Annotated in this window: 31 protein-coding genes; 26 read left to right on the top strand and 5 right to left on the bottom strand. The window is 69.6% G+C overall.

Annotated features, from left to right (window positions below):
• Positions 1–2 precede the first annotated feature (2 nt).
• From fliQ to H162_RS0101250, 4 genes are read right to left on the bottom strand one after another with little or no spacing between them, the layout of a single operon-like run.
• On the bottom strand, positions 3–275 hold the full coding sequence (gene fliQ, locus H162_RS0101265) for a flagellar biosynthesis protein FliQ (protein ID WP_020651631.1): 273 nt from the start codon (positions 273–275) through the stop codon (positions 3–5).
• Between the two features lie 22 nt (positions 276–297).
• Positions 298–1,062: a flagellar type III secretion system pore protein FliP gene (gene fliP / locus H162_RS0101260; RefSeq protein WP_020651630.1), complete on the bottom strand. Its 765-nt coding sequence runs from the start codon at positions 1,060–1,062 to the stop codon at positions 298–300.
• Positions 1,059–1,433, bottom strand: coding sequence for a FliM/FliN family flagellar motor switch protein (locus H162_RS0101255; RefSeq protein WP_020651629.1), 375 nt, complete (start codon positions 1,431–1,433; stop codon positions 1,059–1,061). The genes fliP and H162_RS0101255 overlap by 4 nt, the downstream gene beginning before the upstream one ends.
• On the bottom strand, positions 1,433–2,311 hold the full coding sequence (locus H162_RS0101250) for a FliM/FliN family flagellar motor C-terminal domain-containing protein (protein ID WP_040786048.1): 879 nt from the start codon (positions 2,309–2,311) through the stop codon (positions 1,433–1,435). The genes H162_RS0101255 and H162_RS0101250 overlap by 1 nt, the downstream gene beginning before the upstream one ends.
• A gap of 321 nt (positions 2,312–2,632) precedes the next feature.
• Here H162_RS0101250 and fliE point away from each other — a divergent pair, with 321 nt between their 5' ends.
• From fliE to H162_RS0101165, 17 genes are read left to right on the top strand one after another with little or no spacing between them, the layout of a single operon-like run.
• A complete protein-coding gene (gene fliE, locus H162_RS0101245; protein WP_026354094.1) occupies positions 2,633–2,977 on the top strand; it encodes a flagellar hook-basal body complex protein FliE in 345 nt (114 codons plus the stop codon).
• 25 nt (positions 2,978–3,002) lie between these two features.
• On the top strand, positions 3,003–4,736 hold the full coding sequence (gene fliF, locus H162_RS0101240) for a flagellar basal-body MS-ring/collar protein FliF (protein WP_020651626.1): 1,734 nt from the start codon (positions 3,003–3,005) through the stop codon (positions 4,734–4,736).
• Positions 4,720–5,742 carry a FliG C-terminal domain-containing protein gene (locus H162_RS0101235; protein WP_020651625.1) on the top strand — a complete coding sequence of 341 codons (1,023 nt, stop codon included), beginning with the start codon at positions 4,720–4,722 and terminating at the stop codon, positions 5,740–5,742. The genes fliF and H162_RS0101235 overlap by 17 nt, the downstream gene beginning before the upstream one ends.
• Positions 5,739–6,413, top strand: coding sequence for a flagellar assembly protein FliH (gene fliH, locus H162_RS0101230; RefSeq protein ID WP_020651624.1), 675 nt, complete (start codon positions 5,739–5,741; stop codon positions 6,411–6,413). Before H162_RS0101235 ends, fliH begins: the two co-directional genes overlap by 4 nt.
• Positions 6,410–7,726, top strand: coding sequence for a flagellar protein export ATPase FliI (gene fliI / locus H162_RS0101225; RefSeq protein ID WP_020651623.1), 1,317 nt, complete (start codon positions 6,410–6,412; stop codon positions 7,724–7,726). The genes fliH and fliI overlap by 4 nt, the downstream gene beginning before the upstream one ends.
• Positions 7,723–8,160, top strand: coding sequence for a flagellar export protein FliJ (gene fliJ / locus H162_RS0101220; protein ID WP_020651622.1), 438 nt, complete (start codon positions 7,723–7,725; stop codon positions 8,158–8,160). Before fliI ends, fliJ begins: the two co-directional genes overlap by 4 nt.
• Positions 8,161–8,189: 29 nt before the next feature.
• Positions 8,190–9,581 (top strand): flagellar filament capping protein FliD, encoded by a 1,392-nt coding sequence (fliD, locus tag H162_RS0101215; protein ID WP_020651621.1) that lies wholly within the window; start codon positions 8,190–8,192, stop codon positions 9,579–9,581.
• A 10-nt stretch (positions 9,582–9,591) separates the two neighbouring features.
• Complete coding sequence (fliS, locus tag H162_RS0101210) at positions 9,592–9,981, top strand: flagellar export chaperone FliS (RefSeq protein WP_020651620.1); 390 nt, start codon at positions 9,592–9,594, stop codon at positions 9,979–9,981.
• The gene (locus H162_RS0101205; RefSeq protein WP_020651619.1) at positions 9,974–10,291 is read left to right on the top strand and encodes a hypothetical protein; all 318 of its coding nucleotides are present in this window, start codon (positions 9,974–9,976) and stop codon (positions 10,289–10,291) included. The genes fliS and H162_RS0101205 overlap by 8 nt, the downstream gene beginning before the upstream one ends.
• Positions 10,292–10,299: 8 nt before the next feature.
• Positions 10,300–11,367, top strand: a complete 1,068-nt coding sequence (locus H162_RS29850) for a flagellar hook-length control protein FliK (RefSeq protein WP_020651618.1) — start codon at positions 10,300–10,302, stop codon at positions 11,365–11,367.
• Between the two features lie 10 nt (positions 11,368–11,377).
• On the top strand, positions 11,378–11,830 hold the full coding sequence (locus H162_RS0101195) for a flagellar basal body-associated FliL family protein (protein WP_020651617.1): 453 nt from the start codon (positions 11,378–11,380) through the stop codon (positions 11,828–11,830).
• Positions 11,831–11,848: 18 nt separating this feature from the next.
• Positions 11,849–12,586, top strand: coding sequence for a FliA/WhiG family RNA polymerase sigma factor (locus H162_RS0101190; protein ID WP_020651616.1), 738 nt, complete (start codon positions 11,849–11,851; stop codon positions 12,584–12,586).
• A gap of 40 nt (positions 12,587–12,626) precedes the next feature.
• Positions 12,627–13,538 (top strand): flagellar motor stator protein MotA, encoded by a 912-nt coding sequence (gene motA / locus H162_RS0101185; RefSeq protein ID WP_020651615.1) that lies wholly within the window; start codon positions 12,627–12,629, stop codon positions 13,536–13,538.
• A gap of 8 nt (positions 13,539–13,546) precedes the next feature.
• Positions 13,547–14,491 (top strand): flagellar motor protein MotB, encoded by a 945-nt coding sequence (locus H162_RS0101180; protein WP_040786092.1) that lies wholly within the window; start codon positions 13,547–13,549, stop codon positions 14,489–14,491.
• A gap of 29 nt (positions 14,492–14,520) precedes the next feature.
• A complete protein-coding gene (gene flgM, locus H162_RS0101175) occupies positions 14,521–14,784 on the top strand; it encodes a flagellar biosynthesis anti-sigma factor FlgM (RefSeq protein WP_026354093.1) in 264 nt (87 codons plus the stop codon).
• A gap of 1 nt (position 14,785) precedes the next feature.
• Entirely contained in the window at positions 14,786–15,214 is a 429-nt protein-coding gene (flgN, locus tag H162_RS0101170; protein ID WP_020651612.1) for a flagellar export chaperone FlgN, read from the top strand.
• The gene (locus H162_RS0101165) at positions 15,201–15,920 is read left to right on the top strand and encodes a glycoside hydrolase family 73 protein (RefSeq protein WP_020651611.1); all 720 of its coding nucleotides are present in this window, start codon (positions 15,201–15,203) and stop codon (positions 15,918–15,920) included. Before flgN ends, H162_RS0101165 begins: the two co-directional genes overlap by 14 nt.
• On the opposite strand, the gene flgA is transcribed toward H162_RS0101165, so the two are convergent.
• A complete protein-coding gene (flgA, locus tag H162_RS0101160) occupies positions 15,910–16,527 on the bottom strand; it encodes a flagellar basal body P-ring formation chaperone FlgA (RefSeq protein WP_020651610.1) in 618 nt (205 codons plus the stop codon). The genes H162_RS0101165 and flgA overlap by 11 nt on opposite strands.
• 162 nt (positions 16,528–16,689) lie before the next feature.
• Between flgA and flgB the strand changes: the two genes are divergently transcribed.
• From flgB to H162_RS0101115, 9 genes are read left to right on the top strand one after another with little or no spacing between them, the layout of a single operon-like run.
• Entirely contained in the window at positions 16,690–17,049 is a 360-nt protein-coding gene (gene flgB, locus H162_RS0101155) for a flagellar basal body rod protein FlgB (protein ID WP_020651609.1), read from the top strand.
• A gap of 2 nt (positions 17,050–17,051) precedes the next feature.
• Positions 17,052–17,459, top strand: coding sequence for a flagellar basal body rod protein FlgC (gene flgC, locus H162_RS0101150; RefSeq protein WP_020651608.1), 408 nt, complete (start codon positions 17,052–17,054; stop codon positions 17,457–17,459).
• 3 nt (positions 17,460–17,462) lie between these two features.
• Positions 17,463–18,164: a flagellar hook capping FlgD N-terminal domain-containing protein gene (locus tag H162_RS0101145; RefSeq protein WP_020651607.1), complete on the top strand. Its 702-nt coding sequence runs from the start codon at positions 17,463–17,465 to the stop codon at positions 18,162–18,164.
• 11 nt (positions 18,165–18,175) lie between these two features.
• Positions 18,176–19,366, top strand: a complete 1,191-nt coding sequence (locus tag H162_RS0101140; protein WP_020651606.1) for a flagellar hook protein FlgE — start codon at positions 18,176–18,178, stop codon at positions 19,364–19,366.
• Between the two features lie 4 nt (positions 19,367–19,370).
• A complete protein-coding gene (locus H162_RS0101135) occupies positions 19,371–20,096 on the top strand; it encodes a flagellar basal body rod protein FlgF (RefSeq protein ID WP_020651605.1) in 726 nt (241 codons plus the stop codon).
• A 30-nt stretch (positions 20,097–20,126) separates the two neighbouring features.
• Complete coding sequence (flgG, locus tag H162_RS0101130; protein WP_026354091.1) at positions 20,127–20,912, top strand: flagellar basal-body rod protein FlgG; 786 nt, start codon at positions 20,127–20,129, stop codon at positions 20,910–20,912.
• Complete coding sequence (gene flgH, locus H162_RS0101125) at positions 20,912–21,559, top strand: flagellar basal body L-ring protein FlgH (protein ID WP_020651603.1); 648 nt, start codon at positions 20,912–20,914, stop codon at positions 21,557–21,559. Before flgG ends, flgH begins: the two co-directional genes overlap by 1 nt.
• A gap of 7 nt (positions 21,560–21,566) precedes the next feature.
• Positions 21,567–22,670: a flagellar basal body P-ring protein FlgI gene (locus H162_RS0101120; RefSeq protein ID WP_020651602.1), complete on the top strand. Its 1,104-nt coding sequence runs from the start codon at positions 21,567–21,569 to the stop codon at positions 22,668–22,670.
• On the top strand, positions 22,670–23,002 hold the full coding sequence (locus tag H162_RS0101115; RefSeq protein WP_020651601.1) for a rod-binding protein: 333 nt from the start codon (positions 22,670–22,672) through the stop codon (positions 23,000–23,002). Before H162_RS0101120 ends, H162_RS0101115 begins: the two co-directional genes overlap by 1 nt.
• Positions 23,003–23,020 lie beyond the last annotated feature (18 nt).

Below are 23,020 nucleotides of genomic sequence, written 5' to 3'. Positions count from 1 at the left end.
GGTCAGCCCGCCACCAGGGTCGCGGCGCGCTGGAACACCGAGACGCAGTAATCCATCAGGGTGGTGGTCATCCAGTGCCCGGCCAGGATCAGCGCCGCCAGCGTCACCAGCAGGCGCGGCAGGAAACTCAGGGTCTGTTCGTTGATCTGGGTGGCCGCCTGCACCAGGGCCACCACGAGGCCCACCAGCAGGCCGGGAACGACCAGCACCATCACCAGCAGCATCACGATCTGCAGGGCCTCGACCACCAGGTCGACAGCGATATCGGGACTCATGCGCTTGTTCTCTTTGCGTTCTCTAGTAGCCGTGGATGCTGCCGACCAGGGTGTTCACCGTCAGCGTCCAGCCGTCCACCAGCACGAACAGCAGCAGCTTGAAGGGCAGCGAAATCACCAGCGGAGAGAGCATCATCATGCCCATCGCCATCAGCACCGAGGACACCACCAGGTCGATGATCAGGAACGGGATGAACAGCATCGCCCCGATCTGGAACGCGGTCTTCAGCTCGGACAGCACGAAGGCGGCCAGCTTGACCGGGAAGCTGCGCTCCTCCGGCTTCAGGCTGGCGGGCTCGCCCGCCAGGTGCGCGACCTGGGCCAGCGAGGCCTTGCTGGTCTGGGCCAGCATGAAGCGCGACACCGGCGCCTCGGCGATCTTCAGGGCCGCCTCCAGGCCGATCTGGTCCTTGTCGTAAGGGAGGAAGGCGTCGCGCCATACCTGTTCGCCGATCGGGCGCATCACCAGCAGGGTCAGGATCAGCGCGATGCCGGTGACGATCCGGTTCGGCAGGCCCTGCTGCAGGCCGAGGGCCTGGCGCAGCAGCGACAGCACGATCACGAAACGGGTGAAGCTGGTCATCATCATGACCATCACGGGCAGCAGCCCGAGCAGGGTCATCAGGACCAGGATCTGCGACTTGACGCTCATCCCCTGGCTGGAGCCGGGAATCACCCCGGGCAGCACGTCCTGCTGCTGGGCCGCTGCGGGCAGCGCGACCACGAGCAGTGAAACGGCCAGGGGCGCGGCGCGGCGCCAGCCGGCGCCGCGGAACACACCCGTCATGACGCGATCAGGTCCAGGTTCAGGCCATCCAGGTCGAGGACCTTCAGGCCGTACTGTTCGCCCGCCACCACGACTTCGGCGCGGCCGATCGGCGCGCCATTGACCTTGATGACCAGCGGTTCGCCGGCCAGCGAATCGAGCGGCACCACCGAGGACGGGCCGATCGCCATCAGTTCCTGCAGCGAGATGCGGGCCGAGCCCACTTCCAGGGTCAGGGTCACCGGGATGCGCCGCATCATCTGCGGCAGATGGCGCGCCGCGCTCCCGCCTGCCGTGGCGCCGGCCGCCGTGGCGACCGCGCCCTCCACCCCATCGAGGTCGTCAATGATTACGTCGGCGCCAGTCAGTTGCTCGTTGAGGTTCATGTCCATTATTCGGCATCTTCAAAACAGGTTAAACACAGCTTGCCCTTGTGCTCGGCCACCGAGGCCGTGAACAGGCGCGATTCGTCCAGCAGCACATCGGCGCGACCGACCGATACCGGAATCACGTCGCCGACCGCGAGGTCGAACAGCGTGGCCAGGGTGATTTCCTTGCTCAGCAGGCGGCCGTCGAGCTTGACGGTGAGGCTGGAAGCCAGCGGTTCGCTGCGCGCACGCACGCCGCGCACGCTGCCCTTGTCCGCCATCAGGCCCTGCAGGACATGGGCCATCAAATCATGATCGAGGCCGATCCACAGCTGGCTGTCGGCGTTCACGGCGGCGTCGCCGCCCGGCGCGCGCAGCACCGCGCGGATCACCCAGCCGGCCTTGCCGGGGGCGCTCGCCGGCGCCACCCCGGCCGGCGCGCCGGCGGGCGCCACAGCCGGCGCGCCGGCAGCGGCCAGTCCCGCGGCCACGCGGGCGTCGAGCAGCGCGGCCAGCTGCTGGGTCAGGGTCGCCGCCAGCCGCTCTTCGGTGGCGGTGACGCGCTCGAAGACGGGATCGCGCGGCGGCGCCTGCACGCTGGTGCGGCGCCCGTAGCGCCCTTCCAGCAGCGCCAGCAGCAGCCTGCGTTCGAAGGCGACCGCCGCGTTGCCGTAGGCGCCGCCGACGCCCAGCCAGCGCAGGCCGCCCTGCTCGGGCGCGCGCTCGAACGCCAGGCTCACCAGGCGCCAGGCGCCCCAGTAGCGGCGCCCGGCCGGCGAGGCCATGGCCGCGCCCAGCGCCTCGGCCAGGCGGGCGGCAAATCTCGGCAGCAGGTGCACGGGCCGCCCCAGCAGGCAGGGATCGAGCACCTGGAAATCACGCGAACGGTCGGGTGGATTCATCGATATGGGTGTGTGGTCGCCGGTAAATGATGTTGCACTTCTGATTCCCTACGGCAACTATTATACAGTGATATTGATTAACAAACTTTGACATTCTGCTTTGATTTATGTGTTTCCGTACGGTAATATCATGATGTTTCGCAGGAGAAAGCTCCTCGGCTTCGGTTAACCCAAGGTGTTCGGACACCGGCCCCGAGGTCCGGAAAACAGCTGCCTGCATGACGGGATTTAACAATTCCCCGTATTTACGGGGATGCGCTTGCGACATGGGATTTCACATTTGTCGTCCTCACCAAACCGAGTAATCGCATGGGAATCACGATGGGAACTGAACTGGCTGGCTTGATCAGGGCTGATCTGGCGCACCTCACCAACGAAGCGAAGCGCCTGGCGATCGCCCCGGCCGCCGGCATGGCCCAGGGCGTCCGCGCCGATGCGCAGGGCGGCTTCTCGTTCGCGCAGACCATGAAGGATGCGCTGGCCGGCGTCGACGCCGAAGACCGCGCCGCCGGCGAGCGCATGGCCGCGGTCGATGCCGGCAAGAGCGACGACCTGGTCGGCGCGATGCTGGCCAGCCAGCAGGCCAGCCTGTCGTTCTCGATGCTGATGCAGGTCCGTAACAAGGTCATGGGCGCAGTCGACGACCTGATCAAGCTCCCGGTCTGATCCCTTCATACAAAGAGAAGCCTTCGTGATCTCCTCCCTCAAGTCCGCCTTCGGCGGCAGGCTGGCGGCGCCCGCGCTGCCGCCGGCATTGCGCAACAACCTTCCCCTGCTGCTCGGCCTGGCGGTGGCGGTCACCGCCGCCATCATGATGGTCCTGTGGCAGGACCAGTCCAGCTACAAGCCGGTGTTCGGCGCGCGCGAAAAGGTGGCCGCCAGCGACATGATGGGCGTGCTCGACGCCGAGCAGATCCCCTACCGCGTGCATCCGGACAGCGGCCAGGTGCTGGTGCCGTCCGCCGACCTGGGCAAGGTGCGCATGCTGCTGGCCGCCAAGGGCGTGACCGCGCAGCTGCCGGCCGGCCTCGAACTGATGGACAAGAACGATCCGCTGGGCGTGTCGCAGTTCGTGCAGGACGTGCGCTTCCGCCGCGGCCTCGAGGGCGAGCTGGCGCAGAGCATCCTGACCGTCGACGCGATCGCCTCCGCGCGCGTGCACCTGGCGATCGCCAGGACCTCGTCCTTCGTGGCCGGCGCCGGCGACCAGTCCTCGGCCTCGGTCGTGGTCGCGGTCAAGCCGGGCCGCACGCTGTCGAACGAACAGATCGCCGCGATCGTCAACCTGGTGTCGGGCAGCGTCGCCGGCCTGGCGCCGGCCCGCGTGTCGCTGGTCGACCAGGCCGGCAACTACCTGTCGGCGCGCGTCGACCTGGCCGAAGGCTTCGACGGCGCGGCCCAGGGCGACGGCGCCGCCAGGCGCTACACCGACGAGGTGCGCGCCAACGTCAACGAGCTGCTGGCGCCGATCCTCGGCATCCACAACTTCAAGCTCAGCGTGACCGCCGACGTCGACAACGACAGGATCGAGGAAACCCAGGAAAAATACGGCACCGATCCGAAGGTCACCAGCGAGGCGATGCGCGAAGAGATGGAACGCAACCGCATGGCGCTGGGCGTACCCGGCACCCTGTCGAACCGTCCGCCGGCCGCGGCCGCCCCCGACGCCGCGCCGGATGCGCCGCTGGATGCGGCCGATGCCGCCGCCGCCAAGTCGGACGACGGCAGCGCGCGCAAGAACGCCACCACCCGCCAGTACGCCTACGACCGCGCGATCACCCAGATCAAGCGCTCGCGCGGCCGCCTGAAGAAGCTGTCGGTGGCGGTGGTGCTGAACAACGCCAGCGCGGCCAATCCCAAGGCCGGCTACACCCCGGCCGAACTGGCGAATATCGAGAAGATCCTGCGCGGCGGTTTGGGCATCGACGCCGCGCGCGGCGACGTGCTGGCCGTCTCCAGCCTGAATTTCCCGGCCCCGCCCGCGCCCCAGGAATGGTGGCGGGAGCGCGACACCGTGGCCGACATGACCGGCTGGGGCGTGGTTGCCGTCGGCGCCCTGCTCGCCTACCTGCTGCTGGCCCGCCCGCTGCTGCGCGCGCTCACCACCCGCCTGGCGCCGCCGCCGCCGCTGGCGCCGGCCTCTCCGGCGCTGCCGGGCGCCGCGCCGGGCACTGCCGCCGCCACGCCGGCCGGCGCGCTGCCCGTCTCCGCGCCAAGCGTCGCCGCCCTGGGCGCGCCCGCGGCAGGCAGCACCCCGGCCGCCGGCGCCATGGTCCCGCTGCTCGAGAACTACGACCTGCCGCCGGCAGGGTCGGCGGTCGACGTGATGGTCGACCACCTCAAGGTCCTGGCGGCCAAGGAGCCGGAGCGCGTTGCCGAAGTCGTCAAACAATGGGTACAGAAAAAACATGGCCGACCTGAATAACCTCGACGGCGCGGAAGGCGCCCTGACACCGGTCGAACAGGCCGCGATCGTGCTGCTGTCGATCGGCGAAGAGCCGGCCGCCGCGGTGCTGCGCTGCCTCGAACGCGAGGAGTTGCTGGAGCTGACCCAGGTCATGTCGCGCATGAGCGGCATCAAGGTCGACGCCGTCAAGACCGCGGTCCAGAACTTCTTCGACGACTACCGCCAGCAGAGCGGCCTGCACGGGGCCTCGCGCAGCTACCTGAAGCGCTCGCTCGACCTGGCGCTCGGCAGCGACATCGCGAACAGCGTCCTGAACACGATCTATGGCGATGCGATCCGCCCGATGATGGCGCGCCTGCAGTACGCCTCGCCGAAGTGGCTGGCCGAATTCGTCTCCAGCGAGCACGTGCAGATGCAGGCCGTGTTCCTGGCCTTCCTGCCGCCGGCGCTGGCCAGCCAGATCCTCGAGGCCCTGCCGCAAGAAGGCCGCGAGCTGGTGCTGCTGAACATGGCGCGCCTGGACGAGATCGACCGCGACGTGCTGCACGAACTGGAAGAACTGGTGAACCGCTGCCTGGCGGCGCTCGACACCCAGAGCGCCAGCGTCGAGGGCGTGCGCCAGGTGGCCGAGATCATCAACCGGCTGCAGGACAACCGCGCCGGCATGGTGGAGCTGCTGCGCGCCCACGATCCGGACGTGGTGGGGAAGATCGAGATGTCGATGTACGACTTCTTCATCCTGTCGCGCCAGACCGAACAGGTCATCACCCGCCTGCTTGACGAAGTGCCGCTGGAGCAGTGGGCGATCGCGCTCAAGGGCGCCGAGCCGGCCCTGCGCGACGCCATCCTGACCGCGATGCCGCGCCGCCAGGCGCAGAGCTTCGAGGACCTGATGCGCCGCTCCGGTCCGGTGCCGATGTCGCGCATCGAGCAGACCCGCCGCGACATCATGGCCACCGTGAAGCAGCTCGCCGACGCCGGCGAGATCGACGTCCAGCTGTTTGCCGAGGCCACCGCCGAATGAAGCCGTTCCGGTCCTATCACTTCCCGCCGCTGGCCCAGTTCAGCGCGCCGCGCGCGGGCGACGCCAATCCGGACAGCGCCGGCGAAGACTGGCAGAGCGCGGTGGCCGACGGCTATCGCCAGGGCCAGCGCGACGGCCACGAGGCCGGCCTCGACCTGGGCCGCGCCGAGGGCCTGGCGCAGGGCCATGCCGAGGGCCTGCAGCGCGGCCTCGAGGAAGGCCGCGCCAGCGCGCTGGCCCGGTTCGGACAGCTGGCCGGTCCGATCGACGCCATGCTCGAGGCCCTGGGACAGCTCCAGGCCGAGCTGCGCGCCGCGCAGCGCAAGGAAGTCGTGGACCTGGTGGGCAAGGTCGCGCGCCAGGTGATCCGCGCCGAACTGGCGCTGCAGCCGGTGCAGCTGCTGGCCCTGGTCGAGGAGGCGCTGGCCGTGATGCCGCCCTCGCGCGAGCAGGTCGAGGTGTTCCTGAATCCGGAAGAACTGCGCCGGGTGGTGGAACTCGATCCGAAGCGCGCCGGCCAGTGGTCGCTGCTGCCCGACCCGGCTTTGGCACCGGGCGAATGCCGCGTGCGCTGCGGCGACAACGAGGTCGACGCCGGCTGCCAGGGCCGCCTGGCGGCCGTGATGGACCAGGTGCGCGAGCAGCTCGGCGCGGAGGAGGAAGCGGCATGACGGCGCTCGCCGACAGCCTGCGCGCGCTCGACATCGGCGCGGTGCCGGTGGCCACGCCGACCGGACGCCTGGTCGGGGCCCAGGGGCTGCTGCTGGAGTCCGCGGGCTGCCGCCTGCACACCGGCCAGCGCTGCCGCATCGAGACCGTCGACGGCGGCTGGCTCGACGCCCAGGTGGTCGGCTTCCGTGAAAAGATCTCCTACCTGATGCCGTTCAAGAAGGCCAACGGCCTGGCCACCGGCGCACGCGTGCTGCCGGCGCCGCCCCAGAGCGACCTGATGATCGGACCGTCCTGGCTGGGCCGCATGGTCAACGGCATGGGCGAACCGATCGACGGCCTCGGCAGGCTTGGCGGCGACCAGCCGCTGTCCGGCGCCCCGCCCCGGGTCAACCCGCTGAAGAAGGCCCCGGTCGCGGAGCCGCTCGACGTCGGCGTGCGCGCGATCAACGCCATGCTCACCATCGGCAAGGGCCAGCGCGTCGGCCTGATGGCCGGCTCCGGGGTCGGCAAGTCGGTCCTGCTCGGCCTGATCACGCGCCAGACCGTGGCCGACGTGATCGTGGTCGGCCTGATCGGCGAACGCAACCGCGAGGTGCGCGAATTCGTCGAGCGCTCGCTGGGCCCCGAGGGCCTGAAACGCTCCGTGCTGGTGGTGGCGCCGGCCGACGAGTCGCCCCTGATGCGCGTGATGGCGACCGAGATGTGCCATGCGATCGCGGCCCACTTCCGCGACCGCGGCCAGAACGTGCTGCTGCTGTGCGATTCGCTGACCCGCTACGCGATGGCGCTGCGCGAGGTGGCGCTGTCGCTGGGCGAGCCGCCGGCCACGCGCGGCTATCCGCCCTCGGTGTTCTCGAACCTGCCGCAGCTGGTCGAATCGGCCGGCAACGGCGAGAACCCGAACGGCAGCATGAGCGCGATCTATACCGTGCTGGCCGAAGGCGACGACCAGCAGGATCCGGTGGTCGACTCGGCGCGCGCGATCCTCGACGGCCACATCGTGCTGACCCGCGAACTGGCCGAGCGCGGCCACTATCCGGCGATCGACGTCGCCCAGTCGATCAGCCGCTGCATGGCCCAGGTGGCCAGCCCGGAACACACGCTGGCCGCGCGCAAGCTGAAGGCGGCGCTGGCGCGCCATGCGCGCGTGCGCGACCTGATTCCGCTCGGCGCCTATGTGCCGGGCGCCGATCCCGAGACCGACCAGGCGGTACGCCTGCAGCCGCAGATCGAAGCCTTCCTGTGCCAGGGCACGCGCGAAGCCGCGCCCCTGCCCGGCTGCGTGGACCAGCTGAAAGCGCTGATGGCATGAATAAACAACACAGCATCGACAGCCTCGACACCCTGGTGCGCCTGCGCAGCACCGAGGTCGAGCGCCTGCAGGCCGACCTGGCCGGCCAGGAAGCGACCCGCACGCGCTACCAGAACAACCTGGCGCGGCTCGGTGCGCTGGCCGAGGGCAGCGGCGCATCAGGGGCGCTGACGCCGGCGCTGGCGCTGAACTGCGGCGCCTACAAGCAGGGCGTGCTGGCGATGGCCGACGCGCACCGCGTCGACCTGCACCTGCACGAGGCCAACATGGCGGTCGCGCAGCGCAGGCTGAGCGAGGCATGGACCCGGCGCGAGCTGCTCGACAAGGTCCTGGAACGACAGCAGGCCGCCCTGGCGCGCGAGCAGGACCGCGCGACCCGCAAGCGGGAAGACGATATCGCCACCCAATCCTGGATGGCCGGACGGGCGGCGTAGCCGCGACAACAGCACAAAGGAGAGCAGCAATGGCATCGCCGATCACCGCACCTACCTACGACCCGCGCAGCACGGCCGCGAGCCTGGCCCGCTCCTACGTGCTCGCGCGCGAACAGCTCCTGGAGTTCCAGGGAGACCAGTCCGTCGCCACCGGGCAGGCGCTGGGCGAGCTGAACTCGGCGATGCTGGCCTTCCAGACCAGCCTGGGCGCGCTCACCGGCCTGAACAAGACCCTGTTCGCCCAGACCGCGAGCTTCAGCGACACCACGCTCGGCAGCGCGACCGCCAGCGCCAGCGCGACAGCCGGCAGCTACGCGTTCTTCGTCAAGCAGGTCGCCACCGCGAGCCAGGTCTCCTACACCGGCTTGACCGACAACGCCGGCGTCGGCGGCAACCTGGCCATCAGGATGGGCGGCGCCGCCGCGTTCAACGTCAACCTCTCGGCCGCGGACAGCGACGGCAACGGCACCCTGAGCACGCGCGAGCTGGCCGCCGCGATCAACGGCGCGGCCGGCAACGATGCGAAGGTCACGGCCTCGATCGTCACCACCGGCGGCACTTCGGAGCTGGTGCTGACCGCCAAGAACACCGGCGCCAACACCGCCATCACGATCGACACCAGCGCCGTCACCGGCCCGTCCAGCCTTGCTGCCGCAAACGCCGACCCGGCGCGCGTGCGCACCCTGGTGGCGGCCCAGGACGCGGAGATCCGGGTCGGCTCCGAGACCGGCACCGCGATCGTCCAGGCCAGCAACACCTTCACCAACATCGACGGCGTGAAGATGACGTTCACCAAGGCCCAGGCCAGCGGCAGCGCCCCGCTGACGGTCACGGTCGGCGCCGACCTCGAGGCCACCACCGCCAACGTGCAGGCCTTCGTCGACGCCTACAACAAGCTCAAGACCACGCTGAACAAGCTGACCGAGGCCGGCGATCCGGCCAAGAACGTCGCCGGCGGCGCCTTCGCCCACGACAGCGGCATCCGCGCGCTGAACGCGCGCCTGGTCGGCCTGCTGCGCCCGGTCAGCGGCGACACCCTGGCCGCCTACGGCATCATCGCCACCCGCGAAGGCACGCTCGAGCTGCGCACGGATCGCCTGAAGAGCCAGCTGGCCGCCGAGCCGGGCGGCCTCGATGCGCTGATCGGCAGCGCGTCGAGCTCCAGCCCGACCGGGATCGCCGGCGCGCTCGAGAAGTACCTGAAAAGCTGGAGCAACGGTGTCGACGGTCAGATCAAGCAGCGCAAGGACGCCGCCAGCAGCCAGCAGTCCCGGGTCGAGGACCGCCTGGTGGCCCTGAAGAAGGAGGAAGAAGCCGCCTATGGCCGCTACCTGCGCCAGTTCACCCAGCTGCAGACCGTGCAGGGCATGATGAACCAGCACTCTTCCCTGTTCGATTCCCTGTTCGGTAACAAAGACTGACGAGCACCCCATGTCCTATCACGAAGCCTACGGCAGCTACCACGCCGTCAACCTCGACGCCCAGACCTCGCGCGCCACCCCGGTGGAGCTGGTCCTGCTGCTGACCGACGGCCTGCTCGACGAGCTGGCGCGCGCGCGCGCCCACATCGTCGCGCGCCGCTACGAGCAGAAGGCGGCCAGCATCGACAAATGCGTCGAGATCATCAACGGTCTTTCCAGCTCGCTCGATTTCGAGCAGGGCGGCGAGACCGTGGCCAACCTGGCGCGCATCTACGACTTCTGCGCCGCGCACCTGCACGGCGCCGGCATCAGGCTCGACCCGGACATGGTCGACGAGGTGATCCGCGTCCTGGCCACCATCCGCCAGGGCTGGAACGGCGTCCAGGAGCGCAATGGATAGGACCCGCAACATCGAGCGCCTGGCCGCCGTCCTCGCCGATGCCGGCGGACGCGCCGACTGGGACCTGCTGGAGAAGGCCGTGCGCGAGCTGGCGCCGCGCCTGCAGGCCCTGGCCGCCCACGGTCCCTGGAGCGCCGCCGAACGCGCGGCCCTGCAGCGCCTGCGCACGGCCCACGAAGGCGCGGCCGCGGCCTGCGCGGCGGGCGCCGCGCTGCTCCAGGCGCGCCTGGACGAGCTGTGCAACAACAAGGAAGGCTGGATGGCCTATGCCCTCGCGGGCGAACTCGAATCTGGTGACACCCCTCGATGACTATTTCGATGAACAACACGCCCCTGCCCGCGGCGCATGAGGGCGCCGCAGCCGCGGCAGCCCTGCCCGCCCACCCGGCGCTGATGGCGCCCGGTGTCCAGCGTTTCCTGGCGTGGCTCGACCCCGATCCTGCTGCGCTCCAGTCCGATCCGGCGCTGCCGGACGAACCCGGCGCCGACACGGAAGAAATCGCCACCGGAGAGGACGAGCCGCCGCTCGATGGCGCCACGCCAGGCGCGGCGCTGCTGGCCGCGATGGCGATGCCGCTGATGCCGGCCACGCTGCCGGCCATGATGATGGCGATGCCTGGCGCGAAAGGCCTTCCTGCGCAGCCAGCCGCCGACGCCGAAGCGCTGGTGGGCGTCGCGGCGGCGCCGGGCGCCGAAGCCCGGGCAAGCCTGCCTGCGGCTGCCAGCGTCCCTGTGCTGCCGCAAGACGGCGCCGTGCCGCTGCCGGTCGCAGACGCCGGCGGCGCCCTGCCGGCCCGCGCCGGTGCGCCAGTCCAGGCCGCCCCCGTGGCAGGCGACGGCGCGCCGGTCGCCGCCTCCTTCGACGCCGGCGCCGTCGGCGGCGCGGGCTGGGGCGTGAACCCGCCGGCCGCCGGCGCCGCTCCGGCGCGCGCCGCCGACACCGTGGCGCTGGCCGGTCCGCCGGCGGCCTGGCGCCGGAGCCTGCAGGAAGCCCTGGGCGAGCGCCTCGACCTCCAGCTCGGCAAGAACGTCGAGCAGGCCATGATCCGCCTCGAACCGCCGCAACTGGGCCGGATCGACATCTCGATCCGCCACGCCGCCGGCAGCCTGGAAGTGCATATCTCGGCCACCCACGGCGAAGTGCTGCGCCAGCTGAACACGGTGAGCGACAACCTGCGCAACGACCTGGCCCAGCGCCAGTACACCGAGGTGTCGGTCAGCGTGACCCAGGCGCCGGCGCGCGCCCAGGCCGGCGCCCAGTTCGGCGCCGATGCCCAGGGCCGCGGACGCCAGCCGCGCGAGCAGGAGCACACGCCCGGCATGGCGCTGCTCGACGCCGGCGCGCCGCATCCGGACCTCCTGTTTTCCCTGAATGGACGCGACTGAGCGAACCCCCATGAAAGCCAAACTGATCATCGCATTCGCCGGCGTCGCGCTGGCCGCCGCGGCCGCCGCCGGCGGCGCCATGTGGTACCTGAACCCCGTGCCCGTCAAGGCCGAGGCGCCGCCCCGGCCGGCCCCGGAAAAGAAGCCGACCAGGTACGTCACCCTCGACAAGGTGATCGTGATGCTGCGCCGCGCCCCGAACGAGCAGGCCGCGCACTACCTGTCGGTCGACCTGGTGCTGGCCACCACGCCGGAAGACGAGAAGGAAGCCAAGGAGCACCTGCCGCTGCTGCGCAGTATCGCCCTGTCGGCGCTGTCGAACCGCACCCTGGCCGAAGCCTCGGCCATGACGGTCGACCAGTATGCCGCGCAGCTGAACAAGACCTTCGACGCCGCCTATGTCAAGGAAAACCACCTGAAGCCGTTTTCCGAAGTCATGGTCGGCAAGCTGATCATCGAGTGAGCTTGGAACGGGGATGACGTGGCCTATCTAGCCGACTACCTCGATGCCGCCGCCGGCGATTACCAGGAGGCGGCCGCGGGCGCGGGCATGGATCCGCGCGAGGAGCAGCGCCACCTGGTGGCCTATGCGCCGCTGGTCAAGCGCATCGTGCGCCAGCTGAACGCCCAGGTGTCCGGCGCGGTCTCGCGCGAGGACATGGAGCAGATCGGCCTCATGGGACTGCTCGAGGCGCTGCGCCGCTACGGGTCGCCGGACGCCGGCTTCGGCAGCTATGCCTCGCTGCGCGTGCGCGGCGCCATCCTCGACGAGCTGCGCCGCCAGGACTGGCGCCCGCGCGCGGTGCGCCAGGACAGCCACCGGCTGCGCGACGCCGTGCGCGCCCTCACCCGCCGCCTGGGGCGCGAGCCGAACGAGAAGGAAGCGGCCGAGGCGCTCGGCGTCACCGCGGAGGAATACCGGCAGCACCTGCTGGACGAGGGCGCCGAGGAAATGCTCAGCTTCGACGAGCTGCTGCAGGAAGCGACCGAGCAGGCGCACAGCGCCCCCGGTCCGGAAGAACGGTACCTGGTGCGGCGCAGCCTGGAACAGGTGCTGGGCAGCCTGAACGAGAAGGAACAGCGGGTGATCCAGATGATCTACGAGTTTGAACTCAGCTACAAGGAAATCGCCGCCGTGCTCGACCTGTCGGACGCCCGCGTCTGCCAGCTCAACAAGAGCGCACTGGCGAAAATGAAGGCCGCGCTGCAGCGCGTCTGACCCGGACCAACAACATCAAAAGCCAGAAAGGCCTGACCTCATGCAGCAATTACTCGGAATCGCCATCGTGCTCGGTTGCGTCTTCGGCGGCTTCGCCCTGATGGGCGGCACCGCCAGCGCCATCTTCCACCCGACCGAACTCCTGATCATCGGCGGCGCCGCCTTCGGCGCGCTGGTGCTGGGCAATCCGAAGCACGTGCTGGCCGAAATGGCGCACCAGCTCAAGAAGGTGGCGGCGCGCAAGAAGCACGATTCGGAATTCCAGCGCCAGCTGCTGCTGCTGATGTACGAACTGCTGCAGACCGCCGCCGGCGGCCTGAAGGCGCTCGACGCCCACGTCGAGGCGCCGGCCGAAAGCCCGCTGTTCCAGCGCTATCCGCGCGTCCTCGAGGAACCCAAGCTGCTCGCCTTCATCGTCGACAACTTCCGCCTGATGGCGATGGGGAAGATCAACGCCCACGAACTCGAAGGCGTGCTGGAACAGGAGCTCGACGCCATCCACGAGGAACTGACCCAGCCGGCCAGGTCGCTGCAGAAGATCGCCGAGGCGATGCCGGGCTTCGGCATCCTGGCCGCGGTGTTGGGCATCGTGATGGCGATGTTCTCGGTCTCGAGCGGCGCCGATTCGGGCGAGATCGCCGAGAAGGTCGGCGCGGCCATGGTCGGCACCTTCATCGGCATCTTCTTCTGCTACGGCCTGCTGGAGCCGCTGGCGAACATGATGAAGCAGCTGGTCAACTCCGAAGCCTCGACCATGGAAACCGTCAAGGTGGTGCTGTGCACCCACGTGGCCGGCAAGCCGGCGCTGCTGGCGATCGACGCCGGGCGCCGCCTGATCCAGCTGAACACCAAGCCCAGCTTCGCCCAGCTCGAGCAGTGGATCACCGCCATGGGCGGCGAGGACGAATCGCAGAACAAGCGGCGCCGTACCAGCGACCGGATGACGGGATGACGGGTCCGATGTCGAAACTGATCGAAAAGCACGAATCCACGATCGTCAAGCGCGGCGGCGGCCGGCACCAGCACGACGAGCATGGCGGCGCCTGGAAGGTGGCGTTCGCCGACTTCTGCCTCGCGCTGATGGCCCTGTTCCTGGTGCTGTGGCTGATCGCCGCGCGCGAACAGCAGAACCTGAAGAAGATCGTGCGCGACGCCACCGACAGCGGCATGCTCGAAGGCCTCGGCGCCAAGCCGCAGATCGCGGCGGAACCGGCAGGCAGCATGATCGAACGCTTCGAGCTGCCCATCGCCGGCACCAGCGGCAACCAGGGCCCGGGTAGCCCGAGCGCGCCGCGCGTGGCCTACGAGTCGCCGTCCGACCTGGCGGCGCTGTCGAAGGCGCTGGCCGAACTCAGTCTGGATGCCGGCCTGGCCTCGAACCTGGCCACCGTGGTCACCCCCTATGGCTTGCGCGTGATGTTGCACGACACCGAGCGCCAGGGCATGTTCATGCGCGGCAGCGCGCTGCCGACCGGCCGCTTCGCGCGCCTGCTGCGCAAGATGGGACCCCTGTTCGCCCGGATGAAGAACCAGATGCTGGTCATCGGCCATACCGACTCGTCGCGCTTCGCCGGACCCGATGCGGGCGGCTACTCGAACTGGGCGCTGTCGACCGACCGCGCGCTGGCGGCGCGCGCCGAACTGCTGGGCGGCGGCATGCGCGCCGACAGCGTGCTGCAGGTGGTCGGCATGGCCGACCGCGGTCCGCTCGACCCCAAGGAACCGCTGGCGGGCGTGAACCGCCGCATCGAACTCATGATCCTGACCAGCGCCCAGGCGCGCGCGGTGTCCGCGATGTTCGGCGCACCGGGCCCGAGCCAGGCGCTGGGCAAGGACGCGTCGGTCAGCATGCCGAATGCGGCAGCCCTGGAAGAACTGCGCCGCCAATTGCCGGACCAGCCATGACGATCCAATCGAAAACCCGAGCCCACCGCATGAAAATTACCGGATCCCCCGTCTCGACCGTGACCCCTGGCGCCCAGCCCGCGAGCGCGCCGGCCCAGCCCGCGCCGGCGGGAGCCCCGGCTGCCGCGCTGCAGTCGGAAGTGCTGAAACCCGCCAGCGAAGCGCTGCGCGCGCTGCCGGACTTCGACGCCGCCCGGGTGGCCGAACTGCGCGATGCGCTGGCGCGCGGCGAACTGCCGTTCGACCCGGCGCGCCTGGCCGGCCTGATCCAGAAATTCCACGGGAGCCGCTGACATGACCAAGATGACCCGCCAGCAGGCCAATGCACGGCTGCTCGACGACGTGCAGGCCGACCTGATCGACAGCTCGGCCGTGTTCGCCCTGCTGGAACGCCAGTTCGACGCCGCCGTGCGCCACCGCAGCGCCGAACTGGCGGCGCTGGCGGCGGAACTCTCGCCACTGCTCGACGCGATCGACGCGCGGCGCCGGCAGCGCCTCGCCCTGGTGCGCGCCCTGCTCGGCCCGCAGGCCACGATGGACCAGTACTTCGCCAGCCTGGCGCCGGCCGCGCGCGGCGCGATCGCATCCGCTTGGGGCGAACTGGAACGGATCGTCCGCGCCTGCAAGGAAGCCACCAGCCGCAATGGCGCGCTGCTGGCGGAACAGTATTCGGTGATGCAGCGCGTGCTGCATGGCGAGGAGCAGATCTATGAGCCGCGCTGAACCCTCCGCCGCCCGCATCGGGCCGCTCGCGCCCACCAGCGCCACCCGGCCCACCGCGGCCATGAAAGGCGGCGACGCCGGTTTCGGCCGCCTGTTCGGCGAGCTGCGCGACGAGGTGGAGCACTACATCCGGCAGGGCGACGCCGGGAGCACCGCTGCTTCCACGCTCAGCGCCGAAGGCAGCGTGTGGCGTGCGCGCGCGGCGGGACTGCTGGCGCCTGGCGGCGCCGGCCCCGACTCGCCCCAGCAGCAGGCCTTCCTGGAAAGCATCGCTCCCTGGGCGCGCGAGGCCGCCGACAAACTGGGCGTGGCGCCGGAACTGGTGTCGGCCCACGCCGCGCTGGAATCGGGCTGGGGCCAGCGCCTGCTGCGCACCGGCGACGGCGCCGCCAGCCACAACCTGTTCGGGATCAAGACGGGCGGCAACTGGGAAGGCGCGGTGAGCGAAGCGGCCACCACGGAATACGTGAACGGCGAAAAGCTGGCGACGCGCGAGCGTTTCCGCGCCTACCCGGACCAGGCCAGCGCCTTCCGCGACTATGCGCAGCTGTTGATCGACAATCCGCGCTATCGCGGCGCGCTCGGCGCCGGCAGCGATGCGGCGGCCTTCGCCCAGGGACTGGCGCGCGGCGGCTATGCCACCGACCCGGCCTATGCGGCCAAGCTGGCCCGCCTGGCCGCGCAACTGCAGGGAACTAGCGAGTGATGGGCTGGTCGACCGGTTCGACGGTGCCCGCGCCCGCCACGCGCATGCGCACCACCTGTCCGCTGGCCGCATTGCGCACCCGGACCACGGCGCCGTGCGCGCCGGCGTCGAGCGCCTCGCCCGCCATGCTGACCTCGACGCCCTCGTGGCGCGCCACCATCAGCACCTGGTCGCCGCGCTTGACCACCAGGGGCGCCGCCAGCTGGCTGGCGCGCAGCACCTCGCCCGCCCGCAGGCTGCGCCGGCTGCTCCTGCCGACCGCCTGCGCGGGCGCGACCGCGTCCGGCGTGTGGGTGATGTCGCGCCGTTCCAGGGCCAGGTCGGATTCCGCCAGCTGCTGGTTGGCGGCCACCGGCGCGGCCGTGACCGCGACCTCGGCCGAGATGCGCGCCCGTACCACGAACTCGTGGCGCCAACCGCGTCCATCGGGGCAGCGCGCGACGAAGCGCGTGCGCGCCGGCTGGCGCGTGTCGAGGGCCTCGATCGCGGGCGCGACGCTGCAGGGCGGCGCCGCACGCGAGGTGACGACGCTCAGCTCGAACCTGGGCTCGCGCAGCCCGCTGGCGGCCGCCTGCCTGTCCAGAAAGTTACGCGCAGCCTCCTCCACTTCCGCCGCAAGAGTTTGCGCCGCCCCTGACGCAGGAGCGAAAAGAGAGGTTACAATAACAAAAATTGCCGTACGGAAAGACATCATTGTAAATACGGGTCGCGTCGAAGAAGACCCATTCTACTCAAAACACACGCTGCAGATCACCGACGGAGGATTGCCATGTCGATAAATTTCAAGGAAGCCCTGGGCGTGCACGACGACGCCCTGCACCTGCGCGCCGAGCGCACGCGGGTGCTGGCGTCGAACATCGCCAATGAAAGCACGCCCGGCTACACGGCGCGCGACATCGACTTCGCGCAAGCGCTGCAGGAACGGTTCGACCTCGAGGCGGGCGCGCCGACCTTGTCGGAAGACGGCCCGCTGTACCGCGTGCCCTACCACCCCAGCGCCGACGGCAACACCGTCGAGATCGGCGTCGAGCAGGCCGCGTTCTCGCAGAACGCTTCCGATTTCCAGACCAGCCTGACCTTCATCAACATGAAGCTGCGCGGCCTGGCCAAAGCCATCAACGGACAATAAGCATGGGTTCCTTCAAAGACATCTCCCTGATCGCCGGTTCGGCCATGGCGGCCCAGACCGTGCGCCTGAACACGATCGCCAGCAACCTGGCCAACGCCAACGCCGTCGCCGGTTCCGAAGCCGAGGCTTTTCGGGCCCGCAAGCCGGTGTTCGCCGCCATGGTCGGCGAGCAGGGCGTGGCGCGGGTCCAGGTGCTGGACGTGGTGCAGTCGAGCGAGCCGCTGCGCCGGGTCCACGAGCCGGACAATCCGCTGGCCGACGCCGACGGCATGGTGTACTACGCGAACGTCAACGAAGTGGCCGAGATGGCGGACATGATGGCCGCCTCGCGCGCCTTCGAGACCAACGTCGAAGTGATGGGCCGGATCAAATCGATGCAGCAGTCGCTGCTGAAACTGGGCGAGGCCTGAGGCATGAGCACCACCAACAGCAGCTACAACTTCCCCCCTTCCGCCGCGCCCAGGACCACGGACGACCAGGTCGTCACCCACGCGCCGGTCAACGAGAACCGCGACCTGTTCACCAAGCTGCTGGTGGCGCAGATCCGCAACCAGGATCCGCTGTCGCCGAGCGACCCGAGCCAGTTCGTCAGCCAGCTGACGCAGCTGTCGCAGACCGAGGCCCTGGAGAACCTGGCGCAGACCACCGCCGCCAGCGCCAGCATGCTGCAGAACCTGCAGGTGCTGGCGATGGGCGGCCAGGTCGGCACCGAAGTCTCAGTGGCGACGGAGAAGGTGCGCCTGGGCGAGGGCAAGATCTCGGGCAGCGTGCAGCTGGAAGGCGCCAGCAACCTGACCCAGCTGGTGCTGACCGGCGTCGACGGCAAGGAGCACAAGATCGACCTGCCCTCGCACGGCCCGGGCGCGCTGGCGTTCACGATCGACCCGGCGGCGCTCGGCCTGCCGCCGGGGAACTACGGCATCAAGGCGATCGCCTCGGACGGCACCAAGCCGGCCGTCGAAGTCAACGGCCGCCTGGACAGCGTGCGCGTGTCCGCCAGCGGCGGCGTCCTGCTGCAGGTCGCGGGCATCGGCGACGTCGACCCCGAAAAGATTACTGGTTTCAAAGGCAAGACCACGGCGGCCCGGATGGCGGCCCTGTCCACGGATCACTGAAAGGAGTCACCATGAGCTTCAACATCGCCCTGTCCGGCATCCAGGCCATCAACGAGCAGCTGGAATCCGTCTCGCACAACATCGCCAACGCCGGCACCTACGGCTTCAAGAGCAGCCGCGCCAACTTCTCGTCGGTGTATGCCGGCGAGCAGGCGAATGGCGTGCAGATCGGCTCGGTCACCCAGAACATCGGCCGCAACGGCAGCGCGATCGGCACCGGGCGCGGCCTGGACGCGTCGATCCAGGGCCGCGGCTTCTTCGTCGGCCGCGACAGCCAGGGCGTGCTCTCGTACACCCGGGTCGGCATCTTCGAGCCGAGCAAGGACGGCTACCTGATCGACGCCAGCGGCCGCCGCGCGCAGGGCTATGGCCCGACCGTGAACGGCGTGCAGGGCCCGATGGGCGACATCAGGATCCCGACCGGCCAGATCCCGGCCGTGGCCAGCACCAGGGTCAGCTACGTCGGCAACCTGTCGGCCGACTGGACGGCGCCGGCCCTGCCGTTCGACCCCGCCAACGCGAATACCTATAACATGGTGAAGCAGTCGGTCGTCTATGACGCGCTCGGCGGCGAGCATACCGTGTCGCAGTATTTCGTCAAGGCCGCGGCCCCGGCCAATACCGTGACCGTGCATTACGCCTTCGATGGCGGAGCCCCGCTCGCGGCGACCAGGAACCTGAGCTTCGGCGCCAACGGCCAGCTGCCGGCCGGCATCCCGACCACGCCCCTGACCCTGACCCCGACCAACGGCGCGGGCCCGATCAATTTCGCGATCGACTATACCGGCACCACCCAGTTCGCCGGCGAAGCCAACACCACCACCAACCGCCCCGACGGCTACCCGTCGGGCAGTTTCCTGGGCGTGGACCTGGCGGCGGACGGCTCGGTGGTGGCCAAGTACAGCAACGACCAGCGCCAGATCGTCGGCACCCTGGCGCTCGCCACCTTCGCCAGCGAAGGCAACCTGACCTCGATCAACGACACCAGCTGGGTCGCCAACAACAGCTCGGGCGATCCGCTGTACACCACGCCGGGCGTGGGCCTGGGCGGCAAGCTCGCCACCAGCTCGCTGGAAGGCTCGAACGTCGACATCACCGCGGAACTGGTCGGCCTGATGACCTCGCAGCGCAACTACCAGGCCAACTCGAAGGTCATCACCGCCGAGAACCAGATGATGCAGGCCCTGATGCAGGCGCTGTAAGCACATGGACAAGCTGATCTTCACCGCCGTCAGCGGCGCCGAGCGCACCATGCGCGCCCAGCAGGTACGCGCGAACAACCTCGCCAATGCCGACACCCCGGGCTTTCGCGCGAATATCGAACTGGCTTCGGTGCAGGCGCTGGGCGGCTACGGCTATGACGACGTGCACCTGTCGAAGACCGAGGCGGACACGATCTCGACCCGCGCCGGCGTGGTGCGCGAGACCGGCCGTCCGCTCGACGTGGCCCTGAACGGCGCCGGCTTCCTGGCGGTGCAATGGGGCGACGGCGAAGCCTATACCCGCGCCGGTGCGATCGACATCGGCGCCGACGGCGCGCTCTCGGTCCAGGGCCGCGCGCTGCTGGGCGAAGGCGGCGCGATCGTGCTGCCGCCGCACACCGCGGTCGACATCGCGGGCGACGGCACCATCTCGGTCATGCCGGAAGGCGGCACCCTGATGCAGGTGGTCGACCGCCTGCGCCTGGTGAACGCCGAGGGCGCGGAACTGACCAAGAACGAGGCGGGCCTGATCGTGCCGCGCGGCGGCGACCCGCTGCCGGCCGATCCGAACGTCACCGTGCGCGGCCGCGCCCTGGAGGGCAGCAACGTGTCGGCGATCGAGGAAATGGTCGCCGTGATGAGCCTGAACCGCAGCTTCGAGATGCAGATGAAGCTGTTCAAGGCCAGCGACAACATGAACGAGGCGGGCAACCGCCTGATCGGCGGCTAAGGCCGCCGTCACACCGAGACAGGAGCAAGCATGAATCCAGCAATGTGGATCAGCAAGACCGGCGTGCAGGCGCAGGACGCCAAGCTGCAGGCGATCGCCAACAATCTGGCCAACGTCAACACCGTCGGCTTCAAGCGTGACCGCGTCGTGTTCGAGGACCTGTTCTACCAGGTCGATGCGCAGCCGGGCGCCCAGAACGCCGACAACACGGTGTCGAACGGCGTGCAGCTCGGGAACGGCACGCGCGTGGTCGGCACCCAGAAGGTATTCAGCGACGGGAACATCCAGACCACCGACCGCCAGCTCGACGTCGCCATCTCCGGCGCCGGCTTCCTGCAGGTGCGTCGTCCGAACGGCGAGACGGCCTATACCCGCTCCGGCCAGCTGGGCGTCGACCAGAACGGCACCCTGACCAATGCCCAGGGCCTGCCGCTGGTGCCGCAGATCACGATTCCCCTCAACGCCAGCGGCTTCACCATCGGCGCCAACGGCATGGTCTCGGCCACCATCCCGGGCCAGGTCCAGCCGGTCGAAGTCGGCCAGCTGACCCTGACCAGCTTCATCAACCCGGCCGGCCTGCTGGCGCTGGGCGGCAACCTGTTCCAGGAGACCGGCGCCAGCGGCACCCCGAACGAGGGCCGTCCGGGCGATGCCGCCTTCGGCACGCTCAAGCAGGGTGCGGTGGAAGGCTCGAACGTGCAGGTGGTCGAGGAAATGGTCGACATGATCGCCGCCCAGCGCACCTACGAGATGAACACCAAGGTGCTGTCGGCCGCCGACAACATGCTGCAGTACCTGGCCCAGGCCGCGCGCTGATGAAAGCCTGCGCCGCCCTGCTGTCCGCACTGCTGCTGGCCGGGTGCGCCTCGCGCGCCCCGGTCGCGATTCCCGAGGACGAGCCGATGCCGGTCCAGCGCGCGGCGCGCGGCGGCGTGTCCGGCGGCGTCTTCACCAGCGACGCGATCTCGCTGACTTCCGACAGCCGCGCCTTCCGCGTGGGCGACGCGGTGACCGTGATCCTGCAGGAGACCACCCAGGCCAGCAAGCGCGCCGGGACCAGCTTCTCGAAGGGTTCCGCGGTCTCGGTGGCGCCGCTCGGGGTGCTCGGCAAGACCTTCGGCAAGACCGGCATCGAGATCGCCGCCGACCGCGACTTCCAAGGCGACGCCACCAGCACCCAGCAGAACGCGCTGTCCGGCGCGCTCACCGTGATCGTGCAGGAAGTGCTGCCCAATGGCCTCCTGCGCGTGGCCGGCGAAAAGAACCTGATGCTGAACCAGGGCGAGGAATTCGTGCGCCTGAAAGGCTACCTGCGCGCGGCCGACATCGACGCCGACAACCAGGTCTCGTCGCTGCGCGTGGCCAACGCCCGCATCGCCTACTCGGCCAAGGGCGTGCTGGCCGACGCCAACTCGCCGGGCTGGCTGACCCGCTTCTTCAACAGCCCCCTGATGCCCTTCTGAGTACACCATGAACCTGTTCACCCGCTGCGCCCTGTGCGCCCTGCTCGCAGCAGCCACCCTGCCCGCCTTCGCCGCGCAGGCGCTGCGCAACCTGGTCAGCGTCGAGGGCGTGCGCGACAACCCGCTGGTCGGCTACGGCCTGGTGGTCGGCCTGAACGGCAGCGGCGACTCGACCCAGGTCAAGTTCGCCAGCCAGTCGGTGATCAACATGCTCAAGCAGTTCGGCGTCAAGCTGCCCGAGGGCGAGGACGCCAAGAACAAGAACGTCGCCGCCGTGATGGTGTCGGCCGTTTTCCCGCCCGGCTACCGGCGCGGCCAGAGCATCGACGTCACCGTCTCCTCGCTGGGCGACGCCAGGAGCCTGCGCGGCGGGACCCTGCTCCTGACCCAGCTGCGCGCGGCCGACAACGAGACCTATGCGCTGGCCCAGGGCAACCTGGTGGTCGGCGGCCTGAGCGCCACCGGCAGGAGCGGTTCCTCGGTGACGGTGAACACCCCGACCACCGGCCGCATCCCGAACGGCGCCATGATCGAGCGCGAGATCGCGAGCGACTTCGCAACCCGCCCCCAGATCATGCTGCGCCTGCGCCAGCCGCACTTCGAGACCGCGACCAACGTGGTGGAGGCGATCAACCAGCGCTTCGGCCCGGTCGCCACCACGCTCGATGGCACCAGCATCGAAGTGGTCGCACCAGACAACCCGACCGAGCGCGTGGCCTTCGTCGCGAAGCTCAACAACCTGCCGGTCGATGCCGGCGCCGAGGTGCCGAAGGTCGTGTTCAATTCGCGCACCGGCACCGTGGTGATCGCCGACGGCCTGCGCGTGAAGGCGGCCGCCGTCACCCATGGCTCGCTCAAGGTGATCATCTCGGAAAGCGCGCGCGTCAGCCAGCCCGGCCCGTTCTCGCGCGGCCAGACCGCGGTGACGCCGGAATCGAAGCTGTCGGTCGACCAGGGCTCGGGCCAGATGTTCCGCTGGCCGGCGGGCGCGCGCCTGCAAGCCATCATCGACACGGTCAACAGCCTGGGCGCCTCGCCCGACGACATCATGGCGATCCTGCAGGCGCTCGACCAGGCCGGCGCGATCGAAGGCGAACTGGTGGTGATCTGATGCGCATCGACGACGTCGACAACAGACTGCCGCGCGGCGCCGATGCATCGGCCACATCGGTCGCACCGGCCACGGACGCCGCCTACGCGGCCAAGGCCACCGGTGCGGCGGTCGAGTTCGAGCGCTTCTTCATCTCGCACATGCTGCGCCAGATGCGCGCCTCGACCCGCGCGATGGCGTCCGAGGACAGCGTCTTCAACAACCGCATCAACCAGGACATGCAGGACCTGGCGGACGACCACCTGGCCGGCAACCTGGCGGGCCAGCGCGCCTTCGGCATCGCCGACGCCATCCTGCGCCAGCTGCTGCCGGCGGCAAAACATAAAGCTTAACAAAAAGCAGGAAGCGGT

Source organism: Massilia niastensis DSM 21313 (assembly GCF_000382345.1).
In the GTDB taxonomy this organism is placed as follows: domain Bacteria; phylum Pseudomonadota; class Gammaproteobacteria; order Burkholderiales; family Burkholderiaceae_D; genus Telluria; species Telluria niastensis.
Note: the sequence above shows the minus strand (reverse complement) of the source record. Positions and strands in the feature narration are given on the sequence as shown.

Coding starts and splice junctions, on each gene's coding strand:
- flgM (WP_026354093.1), top strand. CDS start 14,521: ATGAAAATTACCGGATCCCCCGTCTCGACCGTGACCCCTGGCGCCCAG.
- flgG (WP_026354091.1), top strand. CDS start 20,127: ATGAATCCAGCAATGTGGATCAGCAAGACCGGCGTGCAGGCGCAGGAC.
- H162_RS0101250 (WP_040786048.1), bottom strand. CDS start 2,311: ATGAATCCACCCGACCGTTCGCGTGATTTCCAGGTGCTCGATCCCTGC.
- H162_RS0101135 (WP_020651605.1), top strand. CDS start 19,371: ATGGACAAGCTGATCTTCACCGCCGTCAGCGGCGCCGAGCGCACCATG.
- H162_RS0101165 (WP_020651611.1), top strand. CDS start 15,201: ATGAGCCGCGCTGAACCCTCCGCCGCCCGCATCGGGCCGCTCGCGCCC.
- flgC (WP_020651608.1), top strand. CDS start 17,052: ATGGGTTCCTTCAAAGACATCTCCCTGATCGCCGGTTCGGCCATGGCG.
- fliD (WP_020651621.1), top strand. CDS start 8,190: ATGGCATCGCCGATCACCGCACCTACCTACGACCCGCGCAGCACGGCC.
- fliI (WP_020651623.1), top strand. CDS start 6,410: ATGACGGCGCTCGCCGACAGCCTGCGCGCGCTCGACATCGGCGCGGTG.
- H162_RS0101255 (WP_020651629.1), bottom strand. CDS start 1,433: ATGGACATGAACCTCAACGAGCAACTGACTGGCGCCGACGTAATCATT.
- fliP (WP_020651630.1), bottom strand. CDS start 1,062: ATGACGGGTGTGTTCCGCGGCGCCGGCTGGCGCCGCGCCGCGCCCCTG.
- H162_RS0101145 (WP_020651607.1), top strand. CDS start 17,463: ATGAGCACCACCAACAGCAGCTACAACTTCCCCCCTTCCGCCGCGCCC.
- H162_RS0101180 (WP_040786092.1), top strand. CDS start 13,547: ATGTCGAAACTGATCGAAAAGCACGAATCCACGATCGTCAAGCGCGGC.
- fliS (WP_020651620.1), top strand. CDS start 9,592: ATGTCCTATCACGAAGCCTACGGCAGCTACCACGCCGTCAACCTCGAC.
- H162_RS0101115 (WP_020651601.1), top strand. CDS start 22,670: ATGCGCATCGACGACGTCGACAACAGACTGCCGCGCGGCGCCGATGCA.
- H162_RS29850 (WP_020651618.1), top strand. CDS start 10,300: ATGAACAACACGCCCCTGCCCGCGGCGCATGAGGGCGCCGCAGCCGCG.
- H162_RS0101235 (WP_020651625.1), top strand. CDS start 4,720: ATGGCCGACCTGAATAACCTCGACGGCGCGGAAGGCGCCCTGACACCG.
- H162_RS0101195 (WP_020651617.1), top strand. CDS start 11,378: ATGAAAGCCAAACTGATCATCGCATTCGCCGGCGTCGCGCTGGCCGCC.
- flgN (WP_020651612.1), top strand. CDS start 14,786: ATGACCAAGATGACCCGCCAGCAGGCCAATGCACGGCTGCTCGACGAC.
- fliH (WP_020651624.1), top strand. CDS start 5,739: ATGAAGCCGTTCCGGTCCTATCACTTCCCGCCGCTGGCCCAGTTCAGC.
- motA (WP_020651615.1), top strand. CDS start 12,627: ATGCAGCAATTACTCGGAATCGCCATCGTGCTCGGTTGCGTCTTCGGC.
- fliE (WP_026354094.1), top strand. CDS start 2,633: ATGGGAACTGAACTGGCTGGCTTGATCAGGGCTGATCTGGCGCACCTC.
- flgB (WP_020651609.1), top strand. CDS start 16,690: ATGTCGATAAATTTCAAGGAAGCCCTGGGCGTGCACGACGACGCCCTG.
- H162_RS0101120 (WP_020651602.1), top strand. CDS start 21,567: ATGAACCTGTTCACCCGCTGCGCCCTGTGCGCCCTGCTCGCAGCAGCC.
- flgH (WP_020651603.1), top strand. CDS start 20,912: ATGAAAGCCTGCGCCGCCCTGCTGTCCGCACTGCTGCTGGCCGGGTGC.
- H162_RS0101205 (WP_020651619.1), top strand. CDS start 9,974: ATGGATAGGACCCGCAACATCGAGCGCCTGGCCGCCGTCCTCGCCGAT.
- H162_RS0101140 (WP_020651606.1), top strand. CDS start 18,176: ATGAGCTTCAACATCGCCCTGTCCGGCATCCAGGCCATCAACGAGCAG.
- fliJ (WP_020651622.1), top strand. CDS start 7,723: ATGAATAAACAACACAGCATCGACAGCCTCGACACCCTGGTGCGCCTG.
- fliQ (WP_020651631.1), bottom strand. CDS start 275: ATGAGTCCCGATATCGCTGTCGACCTGGTGGTCGAGGCCCTGCAGATC.